This window comes from Halomonas shengliensis (genome assembly GCF_900104135.1).
GTDB classification, from domain to species: domain Bacteria; phylum Pseudomonadota; class Gammaproteobacteria; order Pseudomonadales; family Halomonadaceae; genus Halomonas; species Halomonas shengliensis.
Map to the genome: position 1 here is coordinate 45486 of NZ_FNIV01000005.1, position 16820 is coordinate 62305.

General features: G+C 65.9%; 34 protein-coding genes, 1 tRNA gene and 1 pseudogene. 17 read left to right on the forward strand and 19 right to left on the reverse strand.

Features of this window, described 5'->3' with window-relative positions:
* Positions 1-232: 232 nt before the first annotated feature.
* From BLP95_RS08795 to BLP95_RS17255, 19 genes and pseudogenes are all read right to left on the reverse strand, one after another.
* Entirely contained in the window at positions 233-1243 is a 1011-nt protein-coding gene (locus tag BLP95_RS08795; RefSeq protein ID WP_089678330.1) for a tyrosine-type recombinase/integrase, read from the reverse strand.
* Positions 1244-1254: 11 nt separating this feature from the next.
* Positions 1255-1476: a DUF4224 domain-containing protein gene (locus BLP95_RS08800; RefSeq protein ID WP_089678332.1), complete on the reverse strand. Its 222-nt coding sequence runs from the start codon at positions 1474-1476 to the stop codon at positions 1255-1257.
* Between the two features lie 2 nt (positions 1477-1478).
* Positions 1479-2027 carry a hypothetical protein gene (locus BLP95_RS08805; RefSeq protein ID WP_089678335.1) on the reverse strand — a complete coding sequence of 183 codons (549 nt, stop codon included), beginning with the start codon at positions 2025-2027 and terminating at the stop codon, positions 1479-1481.
* Entirely contained in the window at positions 2024-2263 is a 240-nt protein-coding gene (locus BLP95_RS08810) for a hypothetical protein (protein WP_089678337.1), read from the reverse strand. The genes BLP95_RS08805 and BLP95_RS08810 overlap by 4 nt, the downstream gene beginning before the upstream one ends.
* On the reverse strand, positions 2260-2505 hold the full coding sequence (locus BLP95_RS08815) for a hypothetical protein (protein ID WP_089678338.1): 246 nt from the start codon (positions 2503-2505) through the stop codon (positions 2260-2262). The genes BLP95_RS08810 and BLP95_RS08815 overlap by 4 nt, the downstream gene beginning before the upstream one ends.
* Positions 2502-3158 (reverse strand): hypothetical protein, encoded by a 657-nt coding sequence (locus tag BLP95_RS08820; protein WP_089678340.1) that lies wholly within the window; start codon positions 3156-3158, stop codon positions 2502-2504. The genes BLP95_RS08815 and BLP95_RS08820 overlap by 4 nt, the downstream gene beginning before the upstream one ends.
* On the reverse strand, positions 3155-3484 hold the full coding sequence (locus tag BLP95_RS08825; RefSeq protein ID WP_089678342.1) for a hypothetical protein: 330 nt from the start codon (positions 3482-3484) through the stop codon (positions 3155-3157). Before BLP95_RS08825 ends, BLP95_RS08820 begins: the two co-directional genes overlap by 4 nt.
* Positions 3481-3687, reverse strand: coding sequence for a hypothetical protein (locus tag BLP95_RS08830; RefSeq protein WP_089678343.1), 207 nt, complete (start codon positions 3685-3687; stop codon positions 3481-3483). Before BLP95_RS08830 ends, BLP95_RS08825 begins: the two co-directional genes overlap by 4 nt.
* A gap of 1 nt (position 3688) precedes the next feature.
* Entirely contained in the window at positions 3689-3832 is a 144-nt protein-coding gene (locus BLP95_RS16845) for a hypothetical protein (protein ID WP_176760258.1), read from the reverse strand.
* The gene (locus tag BLP95_RS08835) at positions 3829-4110 is read right to left on the reverse strand and encodes a hypothetical protein (RefSeq protein ID WP_089678345.1); all 282 of its coding nucleotides are present in this window, start codon (positions 4108-4110) and stop codon (positions 3829-3831) included. The genes BLP95_RS16845 and BLP95_RS08835 overlap by 4 nt, the downstream gene beginning before the upstream one ends.
* Entirely contained in the window at positions 4107-4850 is a 744-nt protein-coding gene (locus tag BLP95_RS08840; protein ID WP_089678347.1) for a MerR family transcriptional regulator, read from the reverse strand. The genes BLP95_RS08835 and BLP95_RS08840 overlap by 4 nt, the downstream gene beginning before the upstream one ends.
* 10 nt (positions 4851-4860) lie before the next feature.
* The gene (locus BLP95_RS08845; RefSeq protein ID WP_089678349.1) at positions 4861-5130 is read right to left on the reverse strand and encodes a hypothetical protein; all 270 of its coding nucleotides are present in this window, start codon (positions 5128-5130) and stop codon (positions 4861-4863) included.
* On the reverse strand, positions 5127-5459 hold the full coding sequence (locus tag BLP95_RS08850; protein ID WP_089678351.1) for a hypothetical protein: 333 nt from the start codon (positions 5457-5459) through the stop codon (positions 5127-5129). Before BLP95_RS08850 ends, BLP95_RS08845 begins: the two co-directional genes overlap by 4 nt.
* Positions 5456-5785 carry a hypothetical protein gene (locus BLP95_RS08855; RefSeq protein WP_089678353.1) on the reverse strand — a complete coding sequence of 110 codons (330 nt, stop codon included), beginning with the start codon at positions 5783-5785 and terminating at the stop codon, positions 5456-5458. Before BLP95_RS08855 ends, BLP95_RS08850 begins: the two co-directional genes overlap by 4 nt.
* Positions 5782-6192, reverse strand: coding sequence for a LuxR C-terminal-related transcriptional regulator (locus BLP95_RS08860; RefSeq protein WP_089678355.1), 411 nt, complete (start codon positions 6190-6192; stop codon positions 5782-5784). Before BLP95_RS08860 ends, BLP95_RS08855 begins: the two co-directional genes overlap by 4 nt.
* 128 nt (positions 6193-6320) lie before the next feature.
* On the reverse strand, positions 6321-6986 hold the full coding sequence (locus BLP95_RS16850) for a type VI secretion system-associated protein TagO (protein WP_176760259.1): 666 nt from the start codon (positions 6984-6986) through the stop codon (positions 6321-6323).
* Positions 6987-7278: 292 nt separating this feature from the next.
* Positions 7279-8133, reverse strand: a complete 855-nt coding sequence (locus tag BLP95_RS08870; protein ID WP_089678359.1) for a DUF7946 domain-containing protein — start codon at positions 8131-8133, stop codon at positions 7279-7281.
* Between the two features lie 21 nt (positions 8134-8154).
* Positions 8155-8676, reverse strand: coding sequence for a S24 family peptidase (locus BLP95_RS08875; RefSeq protein ID WP_245678721.1), 522 nt, complete (start codon positions 8674-8676; stop codon positions 8155-8157).
* Positions 8677-8754: 78 nt separating this feature from the next.
* Positions 8755-8970 (reverse strand): annotated as a pseudogene (locus BLP95_RS17255) (helix-turn-helix domain-containing protein); the annotation flags it as partial.
* Positions 8971-9066: 96 nt separating this feature from the next.
* On the opposite strand from BLP95_RS17255, the gene BLP95_RS08880 reads away from it, so the two are divergent.
* The 17 genes from BLP95_RS08880 (at position 9067) to BLP95_RS08950 (ending at position 16814) form a co-directional block, all read left to right on the forward strand.
* The gene (locus BLP95_RS08880) at positions 9067-9315 is read left to right on the forward strand and encodes a helix-turn-helix domain-containing protein (RefSeq protein WP_089678362.1); all 249 of its coding nucleotides are present in this window, start codon (positions 9067-9069) and stop codon (positions 9313-9315) included.
* Between the two features lie 23 nt (positions 9316-9338).
* Entirely contained in the window at positions 9339-10358 is a 1020-nt protein-coding gene (locus tag BLP95_RS08885; protein WP_089678363.1) for a DnaT-like ssDNA-binding domain-containing protein, read from the forward strand.
* Entirely contained in the window at positions 10342-11046 is a 705-nt protein-coding gene (locus tag BLP95_RS08890; protein ID WP_089678365.1) for a hypothetical protein, read from the forward strand. Before BLP95_RS08885 ends, BLP95_RS08890 begins: the two co-directional genes overlap by 17 nt.
* Positions 11047-11048: 2 nt before the next feature.
* A complete protein-coding gene (locus BLP95_RS08895) occupies positions 11049-11864 on the forward strand; it encodes a BRO-N domain-containing protein (RefSeq protein ID WP_089678367.1) in 816 nt (271 codons plus the stop codon).
* A complete protein-coding gene (locus BLP95_RS08900; protein WP_089678369.1) occupies positions 11861-12499 on the forward strand; it encodes a hypothetical protein in 639 nt (212 codons plus the stop codon). Before BLP95_RS08895 ends, BLP95_RS08900 begins: the two co-directional genes overlap by 4 nt.
* Positions 12500-12602: 103 nt before the next feature.
* Positions 12603-12899 carry a hypothetical protein gene (locus tag BLP95_RS08905; RefSeq protein WP_089678371.1) on the forward strand — a complete coding sequence of 99 codons (297 nt, stop codon included), beginning with the start codon at positions 12603-12605 and terminating at the stop codon, positions 12897-12899.
* Positions 12899-13039, forward strand: a complete 141-nt coding sequence (locus BLP95_RS16855; RefSeq protein WP_176760261.1) for a hypothetical protein — start codon at positions 12899-12901, stop codon at positions 13037-13039. The genes BLP95_RS08905 and BLP95_RS16855 overlap by 1 nt, the downstream gene beginning before the upstream one ends.
* The gene (locus tag BLP95_RS08910) at positions 13029-13271 is read left to right on the forward strand and encodes a hypothetical protein (protein ID WP_089678373.1); all 243 of its coding nucleotides are present in this window, start codon (positions 13029-13031) and stop codon (positions 13269-13271) included. The genes BLP95_RS16855 and BLP95_RS08910 overlap by 11 nt, the downstream gene beginning before the upstream one ends.
* Positions 13268-13396 (forward strand): hypothetical protein, encoded by a 129-nt coding sequence (locus BLP95_RS17180; protein ID WP_281187378.1) that lies wholly within the window; start codon positions 13268-13270, stop codon positions 13394-13396. Before BLP95_RS08910 ends, BLP95_RS17180 begins: the two co-directional genes overlap by 4 nt.
* Positions 13396-13833 carry a RusA family crossover junction endodeoxyribonuclease gene (locus tag BLP95_RS08915; RefSeq protein ID WP_218118530.1) on the forward strand — a complete coding sequence of 146 codons (438 nt, stop codon included), beginning with the start codon at positions 13396-13398 and terminating at the stop codon, positions 13831-13833. The genes BLP95_RS17180 and BLP95_RS08915 overlap by 1 nt, the downstream gene beginning before the upstream one ends.
* A complete protein-coding gene (locus tag BLP95_RS08920; protein ID WP_089678375.1) occupies positions 13784-14368 on the forward strand; it encodes a hypothetical protein in 585 nt (194 codons plus the stop codon). The genes BLP95_RS08915 and BLP95_RS08920 overlap by 50 nt, the downstream gene beginning before the upstream one ends.
* Before the next feature lie 73 nt (positions 14369-14441).
* A tRNA-Met gene (locus BLP95_RS08925) sits at positions 14442-14516 on the forward strand.
* A gap of 111 nt (positions 14517-14627) precedes the next feature.
* Positions 14628-14987, forward strand: a complete 360-nt coding sequence (locus BLP95_RS08930) for a YcbK family protein (RefSeq protein WP_089678377.1) — start codon at positions 14628-14630, stop codon at positions 14985-14987.
* Positions 14987-15340, forward strand: a complete 354-nt coding sequence (locus tag BLP95_RS08935) for a P-loop NTPase family protein (protein WP_089678379.1) — start codon at positions 14987-14989, stop codon at positions 15338-15340. Before BLP95_RS08930 ends, BLP95_RS08935 begins: the two co-directional genes overlap by 1 nt.
* Positions 15337-15831, forward strand: coding sequence for a 3TM-type holin (locus tag BLP95_RS08940; RefSeq protein ID WP_143004414.1), 495 nt, complete (start codon positions 15337-15339; stop codon positions 15829-15831). The genes BLP95_RS08935 and BLP95_RS08940 overlap by 4 nt, the downstream gene beginning before the upstream one ends.
* Positions 15832-15835: 4 nt before the next feature.
* Positions 15836-16204, forward strand: coding sequence for an HNH endonuclease (locus BLP95_RS08945; protein WP_089678383.1), 369 nt, complete (start codon positions 15836-15838; stop codon positions 16202-16204).
* Positions 16205-16325: 121 nt separating this feature from the next.
* A complete protein-coding gene (locus tag BLP95_RS08950) occupies positions 16326-16814 on the forward strand; it encodes a phage terminase small subunit P27 family (protein ID WP_089678385.1) in 489 nt (162 codons plus the stop codon).
* The last annotated feature ends 6 nt before the right edge of the window (positions 16815-16820 follow it).

A 16820-nucleotide genomic window follows, 5' to 3' on the forward strand; every position in this document is an offset into this window, starting at 1 on the left:
CAGGCGTGAGACAACCGCCGATTTGTGAGACTGACCGTCTTGCAGCATACTGATTTGCAAAGCCAAACTCGCCCCGAGGTGTTCCATGTGTGAGCATACGGGAACTGCTGGTTCTGCCTTTGGAATCAACAGCATGTCGGGGCGTAACTGTCTCACGGTTTTCGGCACTTCGCGGGGTTAAGTGCTTGTTTCTCCGTTTTTTGGATGGGTGGCGTGAGACAGCCTCGGCGAGTCATTTCACCGGTCGGATGGCCTTCGATTTTCGGCGGTAATGCTGGCGCGTGACGGCGGTGCTGGTGTGGCCGAGCAGCTCCTGGGCGCGGGCGTCGGTGTCGGCATCCGAGCCCACCTTCGCGCGCAGATCGTGCTGCGTGAAGCTGGCTTCCAGGTCGGTATCCCGTAACGCCTTGCGCATGGTGTCGGCCCACTTGCCATCCCATGTCTGCGTCAGGCCCTGCTCGCTCACGTAGCACCGCCCGCGATGGTTGGGCAGCAGGTAGAGGCTCGCCTTGGGCTTGCAGGCTCGAGCCTCGGCGATGGCCTGGCGCAGTGCCTCGGTGAGCAGGAAGGAGATGGTCTTGCCGGTCTTCGAGACCTGGATCGTCAGCTCGGCGTCGCTGATGTGCGCCTCCATGATGCGCAGGGTGTCGCTCTTCCTGGCGCCCGTGAGCATGATGATGGCGGCAAAGGCGCGCTGCTGTGCGCTGGCCACGCGCTGCCACTCGGCAAGCTCCCAGTCCTCCACGTAGCGCGTGCGCGCCTTCTTCAAGCCGTCGCGGATCCCGTAGGCCTTGACGTGCCCCTTGATTGGATGGCGATCGATCACGCCCCAGCGAACGGCGAAGTCGAGCACCCTATTCAATACCTTGAGATCCTGGTTGGCGGCCTGCATGGTTTTCTTCTGCTGAAGCTCGTCGAGGTAGCGATACACCAGCTTGGGCACGATGACGCCGACAGCGTTGTGACCCATTACCCGGCGCAGCCGGTCCAGACTCAGCCGGTAGTTGTTCTGGGCCGAGTAACTGAGCGTGGGCAGCACCTCGAGCGAGTAACGGTCGATCAGGCTGGCCAATGTGTCGCCCATCTGCAGCTCCATGCGATCGGCGAAGGCGCGCAGCGCCTCGGCGTAGGTGGCGCCCAGCCTGAACCAGGTCTTTCCATCGAACGCATCGCGCTCGCCTTCCCTGGGCCGGTAGTAGAACGCGCCATGCTTATAGGCCCAGCGCTTGGGCATTCCCTTCATCGCCTCTCTCCTCAGAGTTCGCCGAGGTACAGTGTCGCCTCGCGCGGGGCTTCATCGTTGGCTGCGCTGCCGCCCAGCACTTCGATCGCCCTGGAGCGCAACACCACCGGCCAGCCCTCGGCGTTCACCTGGTAGGGGATGCCCAGGGCGTCCAGATGCTGGCGCTGGAGCGCTCGCTGGGCGCAGCCAGTAACCTCGCGCACCTCTTCACGTGATAGCACAAGTCCCGCCATTGTCAGTCTCCTGTCTGCCTTGCGCCGCCTAGGCCGCGGCCTCTGCCTTCCCGCCACTTCTGTTCGCGCTGGACCCAGTCCGGCGGCCCCTTCTCTTTCTGGCGCTCCTTGCGCCTCTCTCGCTCCGCATCGATGGCCTCCGGCACGCCCGGGGTTCTCTGCATTGCCTCGATGCCGCTGTTCGCTCGCTCCAGCTTGCCGCGCAGACCCTCGATGATCCTCCCGGCCACCTCGGCCACCTCCCACTCTCCCTTCGGCGTTTCGCCGTCCTCCTTCACCCGGCCCAGGCCGTAGCAGCCGCCGCAGGGGCGGTCTTTCCGCTGCTTGATCTGATCCGTGCCGCTGCCGTAGCAAACCGGGCAGGCGTCGGTGGGGATCTCTCGCCACTCGGCATCCCAGCGCTCGGCCTCGATGTAGTGGGTGGCCGGTGGTTCCACGCTCAGGTCGAGGTAGATCACCAACGTCTTGCCGGCGAGCTGCCCCTCGCCCTCGGCGGTGCCGATGCGGGTGGTGCGGGTGCCGTGAGTGCTGTGGATATGCGTCGGCTTCACTCGGCGGGCTCCTCTTCCAGAAGCTCAACCTCGATCTGCCCCATGTCAGAAAAATCCGGATCGTCCTTGTGATAGACGCAGTTCAGGACATTGCTGTCGCGGATCACGTCGTTCATGGCGTCTCGCAGGTCTTCCTTGTCGTACCACTCGCCCTCGAGCACAGCCTCAACCAGGCGCCGGAGCGTCTCGACGTCGCCGTTCAGGTTGCGGCGCAGCCCGTTCATGGAAACCTTCATCCCTTCCTCCCGGCCAGTGCGGCCTCGATGTCGTGTGTGGTGTCGATCCCTGCCGGCACCGGGGCGGGCAGGGCGTGCTGGCGGCGGCAGAGGTGGCCGGCCTCGAGCAGTTCGTCACGCAGCTCCCGTGCGGCGCCTGGGGTGAGCCGGTGGCGGATGGGCGCCATGCAGGCCGAGCAGTAGAGCGTGGCGTAGGGCTGGCCATGGCTGCGCCCGGCGGCCCAGGTGATGGGGCAGGTCATGCCTCGACCCTCCGGAACTCGACCACCCAGACCCAGGGGTTGGCGTCCCAGGAGCCGGCGCCGTTGATGGATTCCCAGAGCGAGGCGAAGAAGGCGCGCGCGAGGTGTTCATTCGGAGTGCCGCTACCTTGTATGTACTTCGCTGGGCTGAACTTGGAGCTCACGTCGATTAGGAGATTGCCCTCTGCATCCCTCGGCACTTTGATGCCCTCGGCAGAGGCCCCGGCAGCGTCAATGTTTTGCAGACGCTCCACGCGCACGCTGACGATCTCCAGCGTGATTCGGCTGGCCCAGCGGGGCATGTGGATCGAAGGGCGCCACGGGAAGCTGCGTGACCGGTCGAAGTTCTCCCGGTAGACGCAGGCCTCATAGTCATCGGCGGGGTTGATCTGCTGGTAGATGCCGGTGCTACGGCGGTATGCAGGCTCAGGCACGAAAGCGTGAGCCTCCCGTACCCACAGCCTGTCACCTGGCTGGCCAAAACGACAAACAAGGGGGTTCCCTTTGCCGTTCAGAACTCCATGCTGAGCGCAGGGGTTGTACTGAATGCCGCTATCAGGCTGAGGCTTAAGCACCCGCCGGGTCTGGGTCTTCCGGCCGTTTAGGATGGCGCGGACCATCTCGCCGTTGAATAGGATCGGACGTTCTTTCATGCCAGCGACTCCTCTCTGATCCACGCCTGCCGGACCTGCTCCCAGGCGGCCCGGTCGCAGTCCATGCCCAGCGGCAGGTGGTAAAGCTGCTGGTCGCCTTGGCGTGCGATGTCGTCACGCTCGAACTCGCGCTCCAGGTCGCGGCGGATGATGCGTTTGGTGGCGCTCGGCAGGATCGGCCAGAGCTTGGCGAGGCGCTGGGCGCGGTAGGCGGCTGCGATGGTGCGCCGGCCAAGGCAGTAGCGGGTGCTGAAGATCAGCATGTCGTGCCAGTCGTCCAGGCTGAGCTGCTCGGCCAGGCGCGGGTAGATGGGGGTGTCGCTCATGCCTCCACCTCCAGTGCCTTGGCTGCCTTACGCAGGATGGTGGCGGCCATCTTGCGGCGGACGCTGGCGCCTTCGCGCTTGCGCAGCACCTCGAGCAGGTCGATGGCAGTGCGGGCGGCGCGGGCCGGGTGTTCGCGCAGCATCCCCTCCAGGCTGATCTGGGCGTCGCTGACGCTGGTGTTGAGCAGGGCTTGCAGGCTCATGTCAGTCTCCCTTGATGCGTTTGGTGTCGCTCTGGGGCAGGAAGTCAGAGGGCAGGGCCTGGCCGGTGGCCTTGGCGAATTGGTAGTCGGCGGGGAAGCCCTGGGCGGCAGCCAGCTCGTGGCCGAAGAGGTTGAGGCTGGTCACTGGCTGCCCTCCGTGCCAACCACCGTCTGCACCTCCACTTCGTCGGGCCGCGGCTCGCAGGGCACCCGCCCGCTGTACTTGAGGCACGCTTCGGTGTCGTGGTCGTGGAAGCGGCAGGGGATAGTGGCCTCTTCCACCATCTGGAGGTGGGCCACCTGACTCTGAAGGATGTGCAGCTGGTCGATGATCTTGAGCATCGTTGGCCAGCCGAGGGTCACGCCGCCGTCATGCTGGCGCTGGCGGGCGAGCTGGAGCAGCTTTTCGGGGTCGATGGTCATGCGGCGTCTCCCTTGCGATTGCCGAGCAGGTCGATGAACCAGTGATGGAACGCCGGCGGGATCCGGCGTAGGTCGATCTCGCCCGGGTGCTTGATCAGGAAGGCGCGCAGGTCTTCATGCTTCACCCAGGTGTAGTGATGCGGCTCGCCCAGGTGGTTATCGCGCTTCCAGGGCTTGAGGTGGCCGCTGTCGATCCAGCGCCTCACGGCCTTGAAATCCACGCCCAGCGCCTGGGAGATGTGCTTGGGCGTCATGGCGTCAGTGCACTCCGTGGAGACCTTGAGCACCTGCATGCGCCATGCCACCGAGGTCAGCGGGTAGTAGAACCCGGCCTTGGTCAGGTGGCGCCGCGCCTGGCTGGGCGAGAGGCCCTCGCAGCGCTCGGTGAGGATCTCGTCGGCCTCGGGTGCCCAGCGGTGGCTTTTCTTGGTGCGCGCCAGCCCCCGGGTGCGGGCCTGGTACTTGAGCCAGCCCACGTTGACGCCATGCTTGTCGGCCAGGGCCTGGAGGTTGGGCGCCTTGCTGCGATATGCCTTGTTCAGCTCGCTGAGCAGCTGAGGCGTCATCGGCTGGCGCTGATAGCCCTTGCCGCGCTTAGCGCCCAGGCGGGCCGCCGTGGAGCGAATGGCGGCATCGCTGCGCTTGGTGCTCAGGCGCCGGCGCACCGCCGCCACGCCGCCCTTGGGGTACTCGTCGGCGATGATGGCGAGATGCTCCTCCGGCCAGGCGGTTGCTCCCATGATCTCCTCCTCAGTGCTGCGCCAGCTGGCGCTCGTTGGCATGGCCCGCGGGACGCAGCCCGGGGCACTGCTCGGCAGCAATGCCACGGTAGTCGGGCTGGCCGGTGCGGTGGCTGACCGGCACGCCTCTGGCCTCCTCTGCCGCCCAGGTGGCGGCGTCTTCGCAGTAGCGCTCCATGGCGGCGGCCTCGAGGTCGCGATCGTGAGCGTTGAGCGCGCCCAGGGCGGCGATGATGCCGGCCGCTGCGGCGATACTGGTGATGTGCCGGCGAGTGATCATGCGGTGACCTCCTGTGCCTGCTCCTCGGCCTGCTCTCGCGGGTAGAGGGTGATATTCCCGTTGTTGTGCAGGCGGTGGAGCATCCAGGCCAGGAAGTCGCGTGCGGCGGCCTGAGTGGCGTGGGGCTCGGCGCCCTGGATGACCACCATCTCGCCGCTGCTGGGCGCGAAGAAGGCGGACCAGTAGCCGGCACGGCGCCCGGTACCTGCCGGGATGCCGGTGAGCTCCACCGCGGGGTCGCTCTCGCCGTGGTGCTGGGCGTGCTGGTGCCAGGCCTTGGCCAGGTGCATCAGCGGGTAGGTGTGGCGGCTTTCCTCGTGCTGGTTCATGCCGGCAGCTCCTGGTCGATCAGGGTGTTGAGGTGGTCGAGCATGGCCGCCATCTGCTGGCGCGCTTCGGCCATGGCTTCGTCGAGGGGCGTGTCATCGCTGACGCCCAGCACACACGACAGTCGGGCGGTGATGCGGGTGCTCGCTGCGGCGCCGTACTGGCAGTACCCCGGCCGCGTGACCAACTCGAAGTTGGCGAAGGCGTCGTCGATATCAAGCTCGGCCTTCACGCCGGTATGGCCGAGCAGGGCGAGATCCATGGCGCGGTCTTGGATGCCGGCGATCAGGAAGCGGAGGTGGCTGGGTATCTGGGGTGCGGGCTTCATGCGTATTGGCTCCCGGTGTCGCGGCGCGTGAGGCGCACGGTGGTGGAAACAGGCTGGCGAGTGCGGGTGGGCGGCCGGTGGCGCATCGCCTCGGCGTGGGGGTTGAGCGCGGAGACGATCAGCACCAGCACCAGCGGGGCGATCCAGCCGCGGCGCAGGGCCTCGGCCACGGCACCAGCGGCACGGTGGGCGTGCAGGAGGTAGAGCAGCGTGGTGACAGCGGCCTTCACGGTGGCCGGCGAGCAGCCGCGCAGCTTGGCGATCTCCTTCTGGGTGAGCCCGGCGGCCAGGCCAGCGATCACCTGCGCTTGGGGCGCGGTGGGCAGGCCGGAGCCGCGGCGGCCTGTGCGGCAGCGCCAGCCGGCGAACTCGAACTCGGTGGGGCTGTGGTGGGCGGTGACTGACATCTGGTGTCTCCCTATACGTTTCACCTCTAATAATACGAAAACGGTTTGAGGTGTCAATGCGTTTATGTATAGGTCGGGGCAAAAAAAGCCCGCCGAGGTGGCGGGCCGGGTAGTGCGGAGGGAGTCGCCTACCAGTGGCAGGCCTGGCGAAGCGGCTGAATCTCTTCCTGCAGGCCGGTGATCGGGAAGGTAACCGTCACCGGTGATTGGTTGAAGGGCGTGATCTGCATGGTGACCTGGTCATGGCCGAACATGCGACGAATCACGGGAATGGCCTGGCCGCCTGACCACAAGCCAAGCGCTTCGTTGTCGGTGGATTCCCGCATGCGCAGGGTGGCAGCCTGCCTGTCGTCAATACGATAGCGCACGTTGCCGTAGCCCTGGATGTCGGCGAGGAAGTGGTCGTTCACCTTTACCAGCAGGTTGGTAGTGTTCTCCAGGCAGCGCAGCATCAGTGTGGCGGGGCCGGCTCTTCCGAAGCGCCCGGAGACCATTTCCTCGGACTCGGAGGTGAGCAGCACAGCGGGGCTGTCATCCATCTTTGATTGCCAGCGTGACACCTTCCACGGCGAGGGTGGTGGGGCAGGTGGCGGTGGCGGAGTGGCCTCGTCGCTCGTGCTACTGCTGATGGTTTCGTCGTCGTTTTCTGCTTCATCCAGGGCCGCTAGCGCGGCTTCAGCCTGGCGCTGCTGTTCGGCGTGATCGACTGGCGGCTCCTTGGCCTGGTTGTCGTCATCCCAGATGATCGAGAAGACGAAGAGCGACACAATGAAGGCGACTACGGCTTTCCCCATTTCCCTGTTCCTTGTGGTTGCGATGCCAGTCCACATTCTGGCGAAGCGAGAAGGGCGCGTCTGTCGGCGATCTCCTACACAGCGCATTGGTGCAGCCCTACATCGGTCGCCGGAAGTGCGTGCCATGCTCAGGAGGTGGTGCATGCCGAATGCGACCCGCGGGCCGCCGGAACACGCCGCGCCACCTTGCCCCGCGCCCTGGTCATGGATGGCCGGGGCGTTTTCGCGTGGGCAAGGGTAGGGACGGTATGATAAGCCCGCCATGGTGAGTTGTGGCGGCGATGCGTCATGATCAGGCGGTGTCGGAGATGTAGAGCCGCGTGATGCTGCCATCTTTGAGCGTCGCCTTGGCGCGCACATCCAGCGGCCTCTGGCTCATAAATGCTTGCAGGTAGAGGTTGCCCTGAAGCTCAACTGCCGGGTCTGTAATGACGCCGCTGATACGAGGGGGCAAACCATCTTCGTCGAGGGAGTCGTCATTTTCGTCGCCCACGAGCCGGACCTTGCAGGTTCGGCGCTCGTAGTCCATTTCTGAGATGGTGACTGAATACGTCTTCTCGTTAATCAGCTCTTCGTCGACCGAGCTCATCACGGAGTCTTTCAAGGCCTGGTCAATCGTCTGGTGCTTTTCCCCTTCGGCATAAAGATCGATCCGCTCGCACGAGCTACCTACAGGTACAACAGACTTGCGGACAGACGGGCGCAGGCCATCGGCGAGGCGATCGATGGTATCCATCATCCTCTCCATCATTTTTTGGTCTTTGCCATACTGCTGTTCAAGCAGGTCTCTAAGATGTTTCATCTCTTCTTTGTTGCCGCTGCACCTGTGAAGGACGTAGGCGGTCACTGCCGTTATGACTGATGGAAGCAAGCCCTGAAACCAACCGCTGTTGGTCGCAAAGCTCATGATAGCCGCTACGCTGAAGCATTTTGGCTCGGCTTCCTGAGCATAGGTTCTGACCGAAAGCGCCTGCATCTGTTTGGCATATTGCCCGGTTGCCGCAAAATGCCCAACCACCGCATAGATGCGGCTAAATCCTTGAAGCGACTCGCCTAGCGCCGCCATGTCGAGCTTGTGGGCTTCGGCATCACCCCCTTCGTACCTGATTTCCAGGCGGATCGTGCCGTCTTTCTGCAGTTCCATCATGGTTGATTGCCCGTCCTTCGGCTAGTCGAAGTTCTCCCACCAGAACACACGGCCGATGATCTTGGGGGCGTCCGGGCCCATCAGGCCGCACACCTCCTCCGGGTACTCGTCGGCGTTGTCGCTGACCAGGCGCACGCGACCCAGGGGTAGCTTGTAGAGGCGCTTGATTCTGAGCATGCCGCCGTGGTCCAGGGCGTAGATCTTGCCGTCCACCACGTGGCGGGCGCCCTTGTCGATGCCGATGGGGCTGCCGTCGAGGATGGTGGGTTCCATGCTGGTGCCGCTGGCGGTGGCGCAGGCGGCCAGGTGCGGCTGCACGCCGGCACGTGAGAGCTTGGCCAGGCTGAAGCGCATGCTGGCACCGTGGTTTTCCACCACCTGGGTGCGGCCATCGCCGGCCGCCATCTCCACCTCGCGGTAGAAGGGCAGCTCTACCTCATCTGGGCGCAGCGGGCCTTCGTCCTCCACGATCTTGGGCTCGGCCCACTCGAAGTCATCCTTGGGGGGCGCCTTGGGGTAGTCGCCCATCTTGCCTTCGCGCACCAGGTCGCCCACGCGGGGGCCGCTGTTGATGGAGTCGCCAATAGCTGGCGCGGAAACGCCGTGGGTAAGGAAGCTAGGGGCAACGCCTAGGGCCTTGGAAATTTTGTCCACGTTGGAGCCGCGGGGCGACCTGCTCTCACCCGACAGAATGCGATTGATAGTGGGCTGCGGCACGCCAGATCGCCGCGAGAGCTCGTTCTCGCTATAGCCTTGGTCATCCATCAGCCGGCGGAGCCGGGTCCTGATCGTGTCACCCTCTGTCATCGACTGAATCCCGCCACTCGTCAGTGCCATCGCGTGTATTCGCTTCCGTATTTTGCTGGCCTCGCCTTGCGGCGACCAACACGCTTTCGTATTATCATCTAAGACGAAAACGCATAGGTGTCGCGAATGAGCTATTTCACCGCACGAGACATGGTCTCCGACCTGATCGAGGCCGGCATGACCCAGCAGCAGATCGCTGAAAAGGTCCACGTGTCGCAGGCGACCATCGCCCGCGTGTTTAAGGGCAGTGATACCCGGTACGAGTCTGGTAAGCGTCTTGCTGCTCTCCATCGCTCCCGTTGCCCCGAGCGCTACCCCAGCATCTCCAAGCCTACACCACCCACCGAACCCGCAGCTGCGACCGGCGAGGCGTGAATGTGCATACAGGAGGTGCCGCTGTGAGCCATATCACCGCCGCGATGCTGCCGGCCCTGCTCGGGCGGCCGGTCGCCTACCAACCTATCTTCACTCGCCTGCCGGGCGTGACGGTGCAGGGCGCCATCTTCCTCAGTCAGGCGCTGTTCCTGACCAACACGCCCACCGCGAGGGCGCGTCAGGGTTGGTTCTGGAAGGAGCAGGCTGGTGCCGTGGATAGCTGGGAGTCGGAAACCGGCATGAGCGCCAAGCAGCAGATGACGGCCCGCCGCCAGCTGGTCGCCCTGGGCGTGCTCCAGGAGCAGCGCAAAGGGGTTCCGGCGAAGACCTGGTACCGGGTCGATACCGAGGCGCTGGCGCTGGCGCTCTACCAGGTGCTGGAGCCCGCCGAATCGCCCGCAAACCCGCATGAAACCCCAGATTCTCCAGTTGGGAGAAACTGCAATCTCCCGAACGGAGAAACAAGAGACGCCCAACCGGAGTGCACAGAATCTCCCGATGGGAGTTTTCTTACAGAGACTACAACAGAGAGTAACCCCCCTCCCTCTGACGCGCGTGACGTTTTCGAGCGTGCCGCCGAGCAGGACGACCGGGGCCAGCCCCGGGGCGAGTACGAGGCCCGGGTGGCCGAGGCCCGCCGCCAGTTTCCGATGACCTACGGATGGCAACCCGAGCCCGAGGCGCTGGCCGCCGCCTGCTGGCGCCGAGGCCTGCCCAGCAACGTCACGCCCACGCCGGCCACCCTGGCCAACTTCACCGCGCACTTCGCTGAGAAACCCGAGCAACGCCTGACCCACCAGGGTTGGCACGAGCGCCTGGCCAAGTGGCTGGACGAGAACCGCCGCAAGCCCCAGCCCGGCACCGGGCCCACCGCCGCAGGAGACCGCCATGGACACCGCACAGGATCTGCTGGCCCGCGCCAGCGCTTCTCGACCCTCAGCGCCGCAGACGCTCGTCGCCTCGTTGAGGAGCGCCGCCGATCGCAAGTGGCGGGAGCGCCAGGGGGAGAGGTCTACGACGGGGCGTTTGACCCCGGTCACTGAGGCCACCATCGACCAGGTGTTCGATGCCCTGGGGCAGCTGTACGGCGTGCACTGGCGCCGCCGTTGCGCCGATGCCGGCTGGGGCGAGGAGGTCGAAGGGCAGTGGGTCTGCCTCGATGCCAGCGGCGAGTGGCTGCGCGCCCTGCAGCACCTCAGCGAGGCCCACGTGACCTGTGGCCTGGCTGCCCTCAACCAGGCTGCCGGCGAGGCCGTGGCCCAGGGGCGCACCGCCTGGCCACCGGATAGCCCGATGCTGTTCGCCAAGGCCTGCCGCCTGCGCCCCGAGCCGCTGGGCCTGCCGAGTAGCGAGGAGGCCTGGCGCAACGTCCAGGCGCATGCCTTTACCGGCCAGCCGTTCATCCACGACGCCGTGGCCGCCGCCGCCGAGCATGTCGACCTGCACAACCTGCGCAGCGCCAGCTACCACCAGCTGGGCGAGCATCGCCGGCAGTTCCAGCACTACTACGCCAGCGACAACCGCGACTGCGTGGTGGAGCGAGTGGCGCGGGGCGCCAGCATGCGCCCCCGGGCCGCCCTGGAGCATGACGCCAAGCGCCGCCAGGCCGAGCTGGCTGAGCGCGCCGGCCGAGACGTTGCCCAGCGCCAGGCGGAGGCCGATGGCCTGCCGCATGCCATGACCGCCGACCAGGGGCTGCGCAGCCTCCGCGCGGCGCTGAAAGGAGCCTGAACATGACCCAGATGATTCCCTTCGAGTTCGACCAGCAGCAGGTGCGCGTCGTCCAGGGCGATGACGGAGAGATCCTGTTCGCTGCTCGTGATGTAGCGAAAGCCCTTGGCTATGCCAAACCGGAGAACGCTATCGACCGTCACTGCAAGGGTACCCTGAAACGGGGTACCCCTACTCCGAGCGGCAAGCAGATGATGCGCGTCATCCGTGAGTCGGACGTCTACCGGCTGATCGTGAAGAGCCAGCTGCCCAGCGCCGAGCGCTTCGAGGCCTGGGTGTTCGAGGAGGTGCTGCCCACGATCCGCCAGACCGGCGGCTACCAGTTGCCCCAGGTCGATCAGCCTGACCCGCTCGACGAGTCGCGCTTGCGGGGCGAGATGGCCCTGCTGCAGTGCTACTGCGCGCTGACCCGGGTCAGCGAGAGCGGCAAGGTCAGCATGCTGCAGAAGCTGGGCCAGCAGCACGGCCTCGGCACCCATTTCCTGCCCGGCTACGTGGTGGATGGCCCGGCGGATGCCGGCGGCCAGTCGCTGCCTACAGCGAGCGCCACCGAGCTGCTCGAGCGACACCTCCCCGGCGTCATCACCACGCAATCGTTCAATCAGCTGCTGGCCGATCACGGCTTCCTGGAGCGCAAGACGCGCCGCGCCAGCAAAGGCGTGAAGGGCTACTGGGCGGTGACCGAGAAGGGGCTGGCCTACGGCAAGAACCTGACCAACCCCAGCAACCCGCGAGAGACCCAACCGCACTGGTACGGCGAGCGCTTCGATGCATTGCTGGATGCGGTGGGCCTTCTGAAACAGGAGGCGCTGCTGTGAGCGTGAAGACCAAGGAGCTGTCGATCCTCGCCGCTGTGGCCCAGCAGTGCGCCGAGACGCGCCGGCCGATCTCCTCGCTGATCGTGATGGCGGCCTGCAACGCCCGCACCGGCATCGAGCAGGACAAGGTGCTGGTCCACCTGGCCAGCCTGAAGCGCCAGGGCTACGTCACCCAGTCGGGCGAACGCTGGGAGGTCACGCCGGAAGGGCACCAGGCCGCGCGGCAGGCGATGACGCAGGCGGCCATGCCCTCCCGCGCGCCGGAGCCGATCCCGGAGAAGCCGCCGGTGCGCCCGAAGAGCCGCGACACCCTGCGCCCGCGCCAGCTCACCGCGCCTAGACCGGTGACGCGGCCGGAGTCAGCCCCATCCAACCATCTTCGTGGCGCCACGAAAAAGGTTGAGGGCGATGGCACGGGCGAGGCCCTGCCGCCCATCGAGTATCCGGGCACGATCGAGCGGCTGGCGCTGCCGATCCCCCACGACCTGCTGCACCGCTGCGCCGCCATGAACATGACGCTGATGGCCGACGCCCGACAGCGCTATGAGGCGTCGAGGTGCCCGGAGGCGCTCTCGGAGATCAATTGGCTGGCCGAGACCGGCCGCCTGCTGCTGAAAGCTGGGGGTGAGGTATGAGGATGAACCGCACGTTGTGGTGGTGCCTGGCAGTTGTAGCTCTGGCGCCGGTGTGGGCGTTGATCCTGTGGGACATGTGGACGCTGGCTCTGGGGGTGTGCTCATGACGGATCACGTGAAGGGCGGCCCCCAGGCGCGCCGCGCGGCCCTGCTGTGCCAGAACGCCCGCTTCCGGCTCTACCTGGACCAGCGCCGCCGCCAGGCCAAGGGGCTGGGGCCGGAGGCGCTGCCGGATGGCACGCATACCGCCGAAGATGCGGCGGACTTCATCCGTCATGCGTGCGGGGTGACAACTCGGGCGCTATTGGATGCCGATCACCACCAGGAAGCCCGAGCAATGCTCGACCGGATCGTGGCGGACTACCAGCGCTGGGAGCGCGCGCAGAGGAGGGCAGGGTGATGTATCCGTGGATGGGGTTTCTGATCGGGGTGGCTGTTGGGGTGGTGTGCACGTTGGGGTTCCAGGTGCTGGTGGTGTGGTGCGTGGCGCGCGACCTGGATGATGCGGGCTGGATGATGGAGGGCCGTGATGATCGCTGAGCGCGCCGAGGCGCTACTGGCCGAGCGCCGGTTTTACGAGTGGCTGGATGCTACCGCGCACCACGCCAGTATGTGGCCGCATAACCGCACGACGGCGATGCGTTGGCTGCTGGATCAGTGCGAGGTCGAGCGGCTGCGGGAGCTGGACGAGGATCCGGAGGCGGCAGCGGCCTTCGATCAGCTGGCCAGCTCCTTCGCGCTGTGGGACCAGAACGGGGAGCTGGAGGTATGAGCGTACCGAGACGCAAGAAGGTGCCCACGCTGGCGCAGATCAAGCGCAACCCGCCGCCGGGGGCGAAGGGATATAAGCGCCCGGACGAGAAGGGCAAGTGCAAACCAGGAAAGGGGAGTCGCTGATGGAGGTCTGGATGCCATGGCCGCCGAGCACCAACCGGATCTGGCGCAACGTGGGCAAGCGCACGTTGCTGAGCAAGGAGGCGCGGGTGTTCCGCAATCGAGCCAGGGGTGAGCTGCTGGCGCAGGGGGCGGCTAATCGCAAGCTGGCGGGCCGGGTGGCGCTGGAGGTGGTGCTCTACCCCAAGAACGGCCGGGCGTTCGACATCGACAACAAGCTCAAGGCGCTGCTGGATGCGCTGACCTATAGCCGGGTGTGGCTGGATGATGGGCAGGTAGACGAGATCCTGGTGGTGCGCGGCCCTCAGAAGGAGGAGGCACAGGCCCGGGTGACGATCACGGAGCGAGCAGGAGGTGGGCATGGCGGCATTGAGGCAAAGGAGCGAGGGCATGGACTACCAGCGGCTGAACCTGCGGGATCATCGTGCGATGGCGCGTGAGGATCATCCTGGCCATACCCCCGAGGCGGCGAGCACTCTGGTGGCTCGGTTGCTCGATATGGAGGTGGAGCGGCGGACGCTGTATGGCGATGAGCGCCTGCAGGGGTACCACAATGTTAGCCCGACGGCGGGTATCGGCGAACAGCCAGGCGGCACGGACAAGGCCCGGGAGCCTCTGGCGAGCCTCTATGACCGTGGTCTCGCTGAGCATCTGGCTCACCAGGAGGCGCGGCGCATCATCGAGGCGGCCGGACTGACGTTTCGGGAGCGCGTGGCTGTGCTGATTCGCGCAGCGAAGACCGACCGCCGCTCCAACGGGCCGCGGGGCATGAGCTATGCGCAGATCGTGGCGAACCCGCGGCCGTGGGTGCAGTACTTGGGGTGGCCGCCCGGCGCGGGGGCGATGCTGTTCAAGGATGTGAAGGCGTTCGACAATGCGGCGAGCGAGGCCCGCAGAAAGCTGATGAAGTGGGTTATGGCGCCGTCGAATACCACATGTTGTAGAAATCAGGAGGCTGAGCTATCCTCTGTGTAGCCTGGCGCGAATAGCCGCCGGGCGCCACACATCACAACGCCCTGCCGGCCATCCGGTGGGGCGTTTGCGTTACAGCAGGCGGGACAGACGGCAAGTCGCTGGGCTCATAACCCAGAGATACCTGGTTCGACTCCGGGGCCTGCTACCAATCACGCGCCATGCGTGCTCCCCCGGCCAGGGATGGCCACCTCTTCCGTGACGGCGCCGCCTGGCGCCTTGCCCGCTGACTAGCCGGGCCTGACCTCCCCGAGGTGCTGCCATGACTCAGGTCTCTCGCCACTTCAAGCGCGCGGAGTTCGCTTGCCACTGTGGCAAGTGCGGCTTCGACACCATTGATGCCCAGACGCTGGAGATCCTCGAGGCGGTGCGCCAGCACTTTGGCATGCCGGTGATCGTGACCAGCGCGGCCCGCTGCCGCTCACACAACGCAGCGGTGGGCGGCGCGGCTCGCTCGCAGCATATCTATGGCCGTGCCGCTGATATCAAGGTCGCCGGCACGCCACCCGACGCGGTGCATGACTGGATTGCCGAGACGTTCCCATCGGCTAGCCTTGGGCTCTACCGCACCTTTGTGCACGTGGATACGCGCACTGGCGGCCCGGCTAGGTGGAGGGGGTGATGCCGTGGAAGGATGCCAACTGGTGGCAGGCGATCCTCGACACGGTCTCAGTGTGGCGGGAGGACGCCTTGCTCGCTGTCTCTGCAGGGTTCGCGGTCATGATAGGTCTGCTCGCTAAGATCGCCCATGAGGTGCAGGCGGGGCAGCGTCGTCGATTCATCACTCGTCGCCTGTGGCTCGACATCCCCGCCCTGGTGGCGATGGTGTCGGTCTCCGCGGGCATCAGCGTCTATTTCGACCTCAACGGCTGGCCGTCGTCTGCCGTCGGCGTGATCTGTGGCTGGCTTGGCCCGCGCAGTATCGACGTCATCCTGATGGCGGTCGCCGACCGTGTGCGAGGTAGCAAACCATGAGCTGGTCTGATGTCGCCGAGACGGTGGGCAAGGTTGCGCCTGTGGCTGGCGGCGCCCTTGGCGGCCCTGCTGGGGCTGCAGTTGGTGGGCTCATCGCTCGTGCTCTGGGCGTACCAGAGTCACCGCAAGCGGTGGCGCAAGCGGTCAAGACGGATCCGGAAGCAGCGGTGAAGCTGCGCCGTATCGATGCTGACCTGGAGCGCACGCTGCTCGAGGGGCGCACGCAGGTGGTGACCGCCGAGGTTCAAGGCGAGAGCTGGCTGCAAAGGAGCTGGCGCCCCTTGCTGATGCTGTGGTTCGCCGCCCTGGTCGGTGCTCACTGGCTGGGGCTTACCCCTGAGACCCTGGATGCGGCTGTCGTTGAGCGCCTGCTCGACATCGTGCAGCTCGGCATCGGCGGGTACGTGGTCGGTCGCAGCGTGGAGAAGACCGCCAGGACGCTCAGTGGCTCGGGGATCTTCGAGCACCTGCAGGCCAAGGCGAAGAGGTAGCTCCATGCCAGCACGCTCACCACGCCCCTGCCGCGCTGCTCTCTGCCCGAAGAGGACGACCGAGCGTCACGGCTACTGCCCCGAGCATGAGCACCTGCACAGTGGCTGGCAGCGTCACCACCAGGGCAAGAGCAGCACCGAGCGTGGCTATGGTGGCCGCTGGCGCAAGCTGCGCAGCCTGGTGATGGATAGAGACCAGTGGCTGTGTCAGCCATGCAAAAGGATAGGCCGAGCCGCGCCAGCCGCGATGGTTGATCACGTCGTCAATAAGGCCGAGGGAGGCACCGACAAGCTCGACAACCTCGAGGCTATCTGCCGGTCCTGCCATCAGGCGAAGACCCAGCAGGAGGCAGCACGCGGCCGTCAGCGTTAGCCCTGGCAGGGGGAGGGGGGGATGCAATCTCTACCACCTGAGCGGGGTCGACCGCACGCCTTCACTGTCTGTTTACACCCGCGAAATATGAAATTTCAGGGCTTGCGCAGGAGGTAGCGCCATGGCAGGCACCAGCAAGAGTGGCCGGAAGCCCAAGCCGACCCATCTGAAGGCGGTCCAGGGGAACGCCGGCAAGCGCAAGGTCAACGAGGACGAGCCCCAGGGCGAAGAGCTGACCGAAGCGCCGGCGCCACCGGAGTGGATGGACCCGATTGGCCAGGCTGCCTGGCGAGAGCTGGCGCCCTGGCTGGTGAAGGTCAAGATCCTGACCGGCTCCGACCTGCATGTGCTCGAGACTTACTGCGAGGCCTACGCCACCTGGCGGGCTGCAGTGGAGGAGGTGGCCCGCACCGGCCTGACCGTCGAGACCGCCATGGGTGGCATCTCCAAGAATCCCGCACTGACTGCGAAGAACGAGGCGCACCGCCAGATGACAGTGAGTGGGTCGGCCCTCGGTCTGACGCCTGCCGATCGCGCCCGCCTGGCCGTGCCCGGCGCCAAGGATGCTGAGAACCCCTTCAAGAACCTGCTGGGCGGAAAGAAGCGATGACACTCA

Coding starts and splice junctions, on each gene's coding strand:
- BLP95_RS08795 (WP_089678330.1), bottom strand. CDS start 1,243: ATGAAGGGAATGCCCAAGCGCTGGGCCTATAAGCATGGCGCGTTCTAC.
- BLP95_RS08800 (WP_089678332.1), bottom strand. CDS start 1,476: ATGGCGGGACTTGTGCTATCACGTGAAGAGGTGCGCGAGGTTACTGGC.
- BLP95_RS08810 (WP_089678337.1), bottom strand. CDS start 2,263: ATGAAGGTTTCCATGAACGGGCTGCGCCGCAACCTGAACGGCGACGTC.
- BLP95_RS08815 (WP_089678338.1), bottom strand. CDS start 2,505: ATGACCTGCCCCATCACCTGGGCCGCCGGGCGCAGCCATGGCCAGCCC.
- BLP95_RS08820 (WP_089678340.1), bottom strand. CDS start 3,158: ATGAAAGAACGTCCGATCCTATTCAACGGCGAGATGGTCCGCGCCATC.
- BLP95_RS08825 (WP_089678342.1), bottom strand. CDS start 3,484: ATGAGCGACACCCCCATCTACCCGCGCCTGGCCGAGCAGCTCAGCCTG.
- BLP95_RS08830 (WP_089678343.1), bottom strand. CDS start 3,687: ATGAGCCTGCAAGCCCTGCTCAACACCAGCGTCAGCGACGCCCAGATC.
- BLP95_RS08835 (WP_089678345.1), bottom strand. CDS start 4,110: ATGACCATCGACCCCGAAAAGCTGCTCCAGCTCGCCCGCCAGCGCCAG.
- BLP95_RS08840 (WP_089678347.1), bottom strand. CDS start 4,850: ATGGGAGCAACCGCCTGGCCGGAGGAGCATCTCGCCATCATCGCCGAC.
- BLP95_RS08845 (WP_089678349.1), bottom strand. CDS start 5,130: ATGATCACTCGCCGGCACATCACCAGTATCGCCGCAGCGGCCGGCATC.
- BLP95_RS08850 (WP_089678351.1), bottom strand. CDS start 5,459: ATGAACCAGCACGAGGAAAGCCGCCACACCTACCCGCTGATGCACCTG.
- BLP95_RS08855 (WP_089678353.1), bottom strand. CDS start 5,785: ATGAAGCCCGCACCCCAGATACCCAGCCACCTCCGCTTCCTGATCGCC.
- BLP95_RS08860 (WP_089678355.1), bottom strand. CDS start 6,192: ATGTCAGTCACCGCCCACCACAGCCCCACCGAGTTCGAGTTCGCCGGC.
- BLP95_RS16850 (WP_176760259.1), bottom strand. CDS start 6,986: ATGGGGAAAGCCGTAGTCGCCTTCATTGTGTCGCTCTTCGTCTTCTCG.
- BLP95_RS08870 (WP_089678359.1), bottom strand. CDS start 8,133: ATGATGGAACTGCAGAAAGACGGCACGATCCGCCTGGAAATCAGGTAC.
- BLP95_RS08880 (WP_089678362.1), top strand. CDS start 9,067: ATGAGCTATTTCACCGCACGAGACATGGTCTCCGACCTGATCGAGGCC.
- BLP95_RS08895 (WP_089678367.1), top strand. CDS start 11,049: ATGACCCAGATGATTCCCTTCGAGTTCGACCAGCAGCAGGTGCGCGTC.
- BLP95_RS08905 (WP_089678371.1), top strand. CDS start 12,603: ATGACGGATCACGTGAAGGGCGGCCCCCAGGCGCGCCGCGCGGCCCTG.
- BLP95_RS16855 (WP_176760261.1), top strand. CDS start 12,899: ATGTATCCGTGGATGGGGTTTCTGATCGGGGTGGCTGTTGGGGTGGTG.
- BLP95_RS08910 (WP_089678373.1), top strand. CDS start 13,029: ATGATCGCTGAGCGCGCCGAGGCGCTACTGGCCGAGCGCCGGTTTTAC.
- BLP95_RS17180 (WP_281187378.1), top strand. CDS start 13,268: ATGAGCGTACCGAGACGCAAGAAGGTGCCCACGCTGGCGCAGATCAAG.
- BLP95_RS08915 (WP_218118530.1), top strand. CDS start 13,396: ATGGAGGTCTGGATGCCATGGCCGCCGAGCACCAACCGGATCTGGCGC.
- BLP95_RS08920 (WP_089678375.1), top strand. CDS start 13,784: ATGGACTACCAGCGGCTGAACCTGCGGGATCATCGTGCGATGGCGCGT.
- BLP95_RS08930 (WP_089678377.1), top strand. CDS start 14,628: ATGACTCAGGTCTCTCGCCACTTCAAGCGCGCGGAGTTCGCTTGCCAC.
- BLP95_RS08935 (WP_089678379.1), top strand. CDS start 14,987: ATGCCGTGGAAGGATGCCAACTGGTGGCAGGCGATCCTCGACACGGTC.
- BLP95_RS08940 (WP_143004414.1), top strand. CDS start 15,337: ATGAGCTGGTCTGATGTCGCCGAGACGGTGGGCAAGGTTGCGCCTGTG.
- BLP95_RS08945 (WP_089678383.1), top strand. CDS start 15,836: ATGCCAGCACGCTCACCACGCCCCTGCCGCGCTGCTCTCTGCCCGAAG.
- BLP95_RS08950 (WP_089678385.1), top strand. CDS start 16,326: ATGGCAGGCACCAGCAAGAGTGGCCGGAAGCCCAAGCCGACCCATCTG.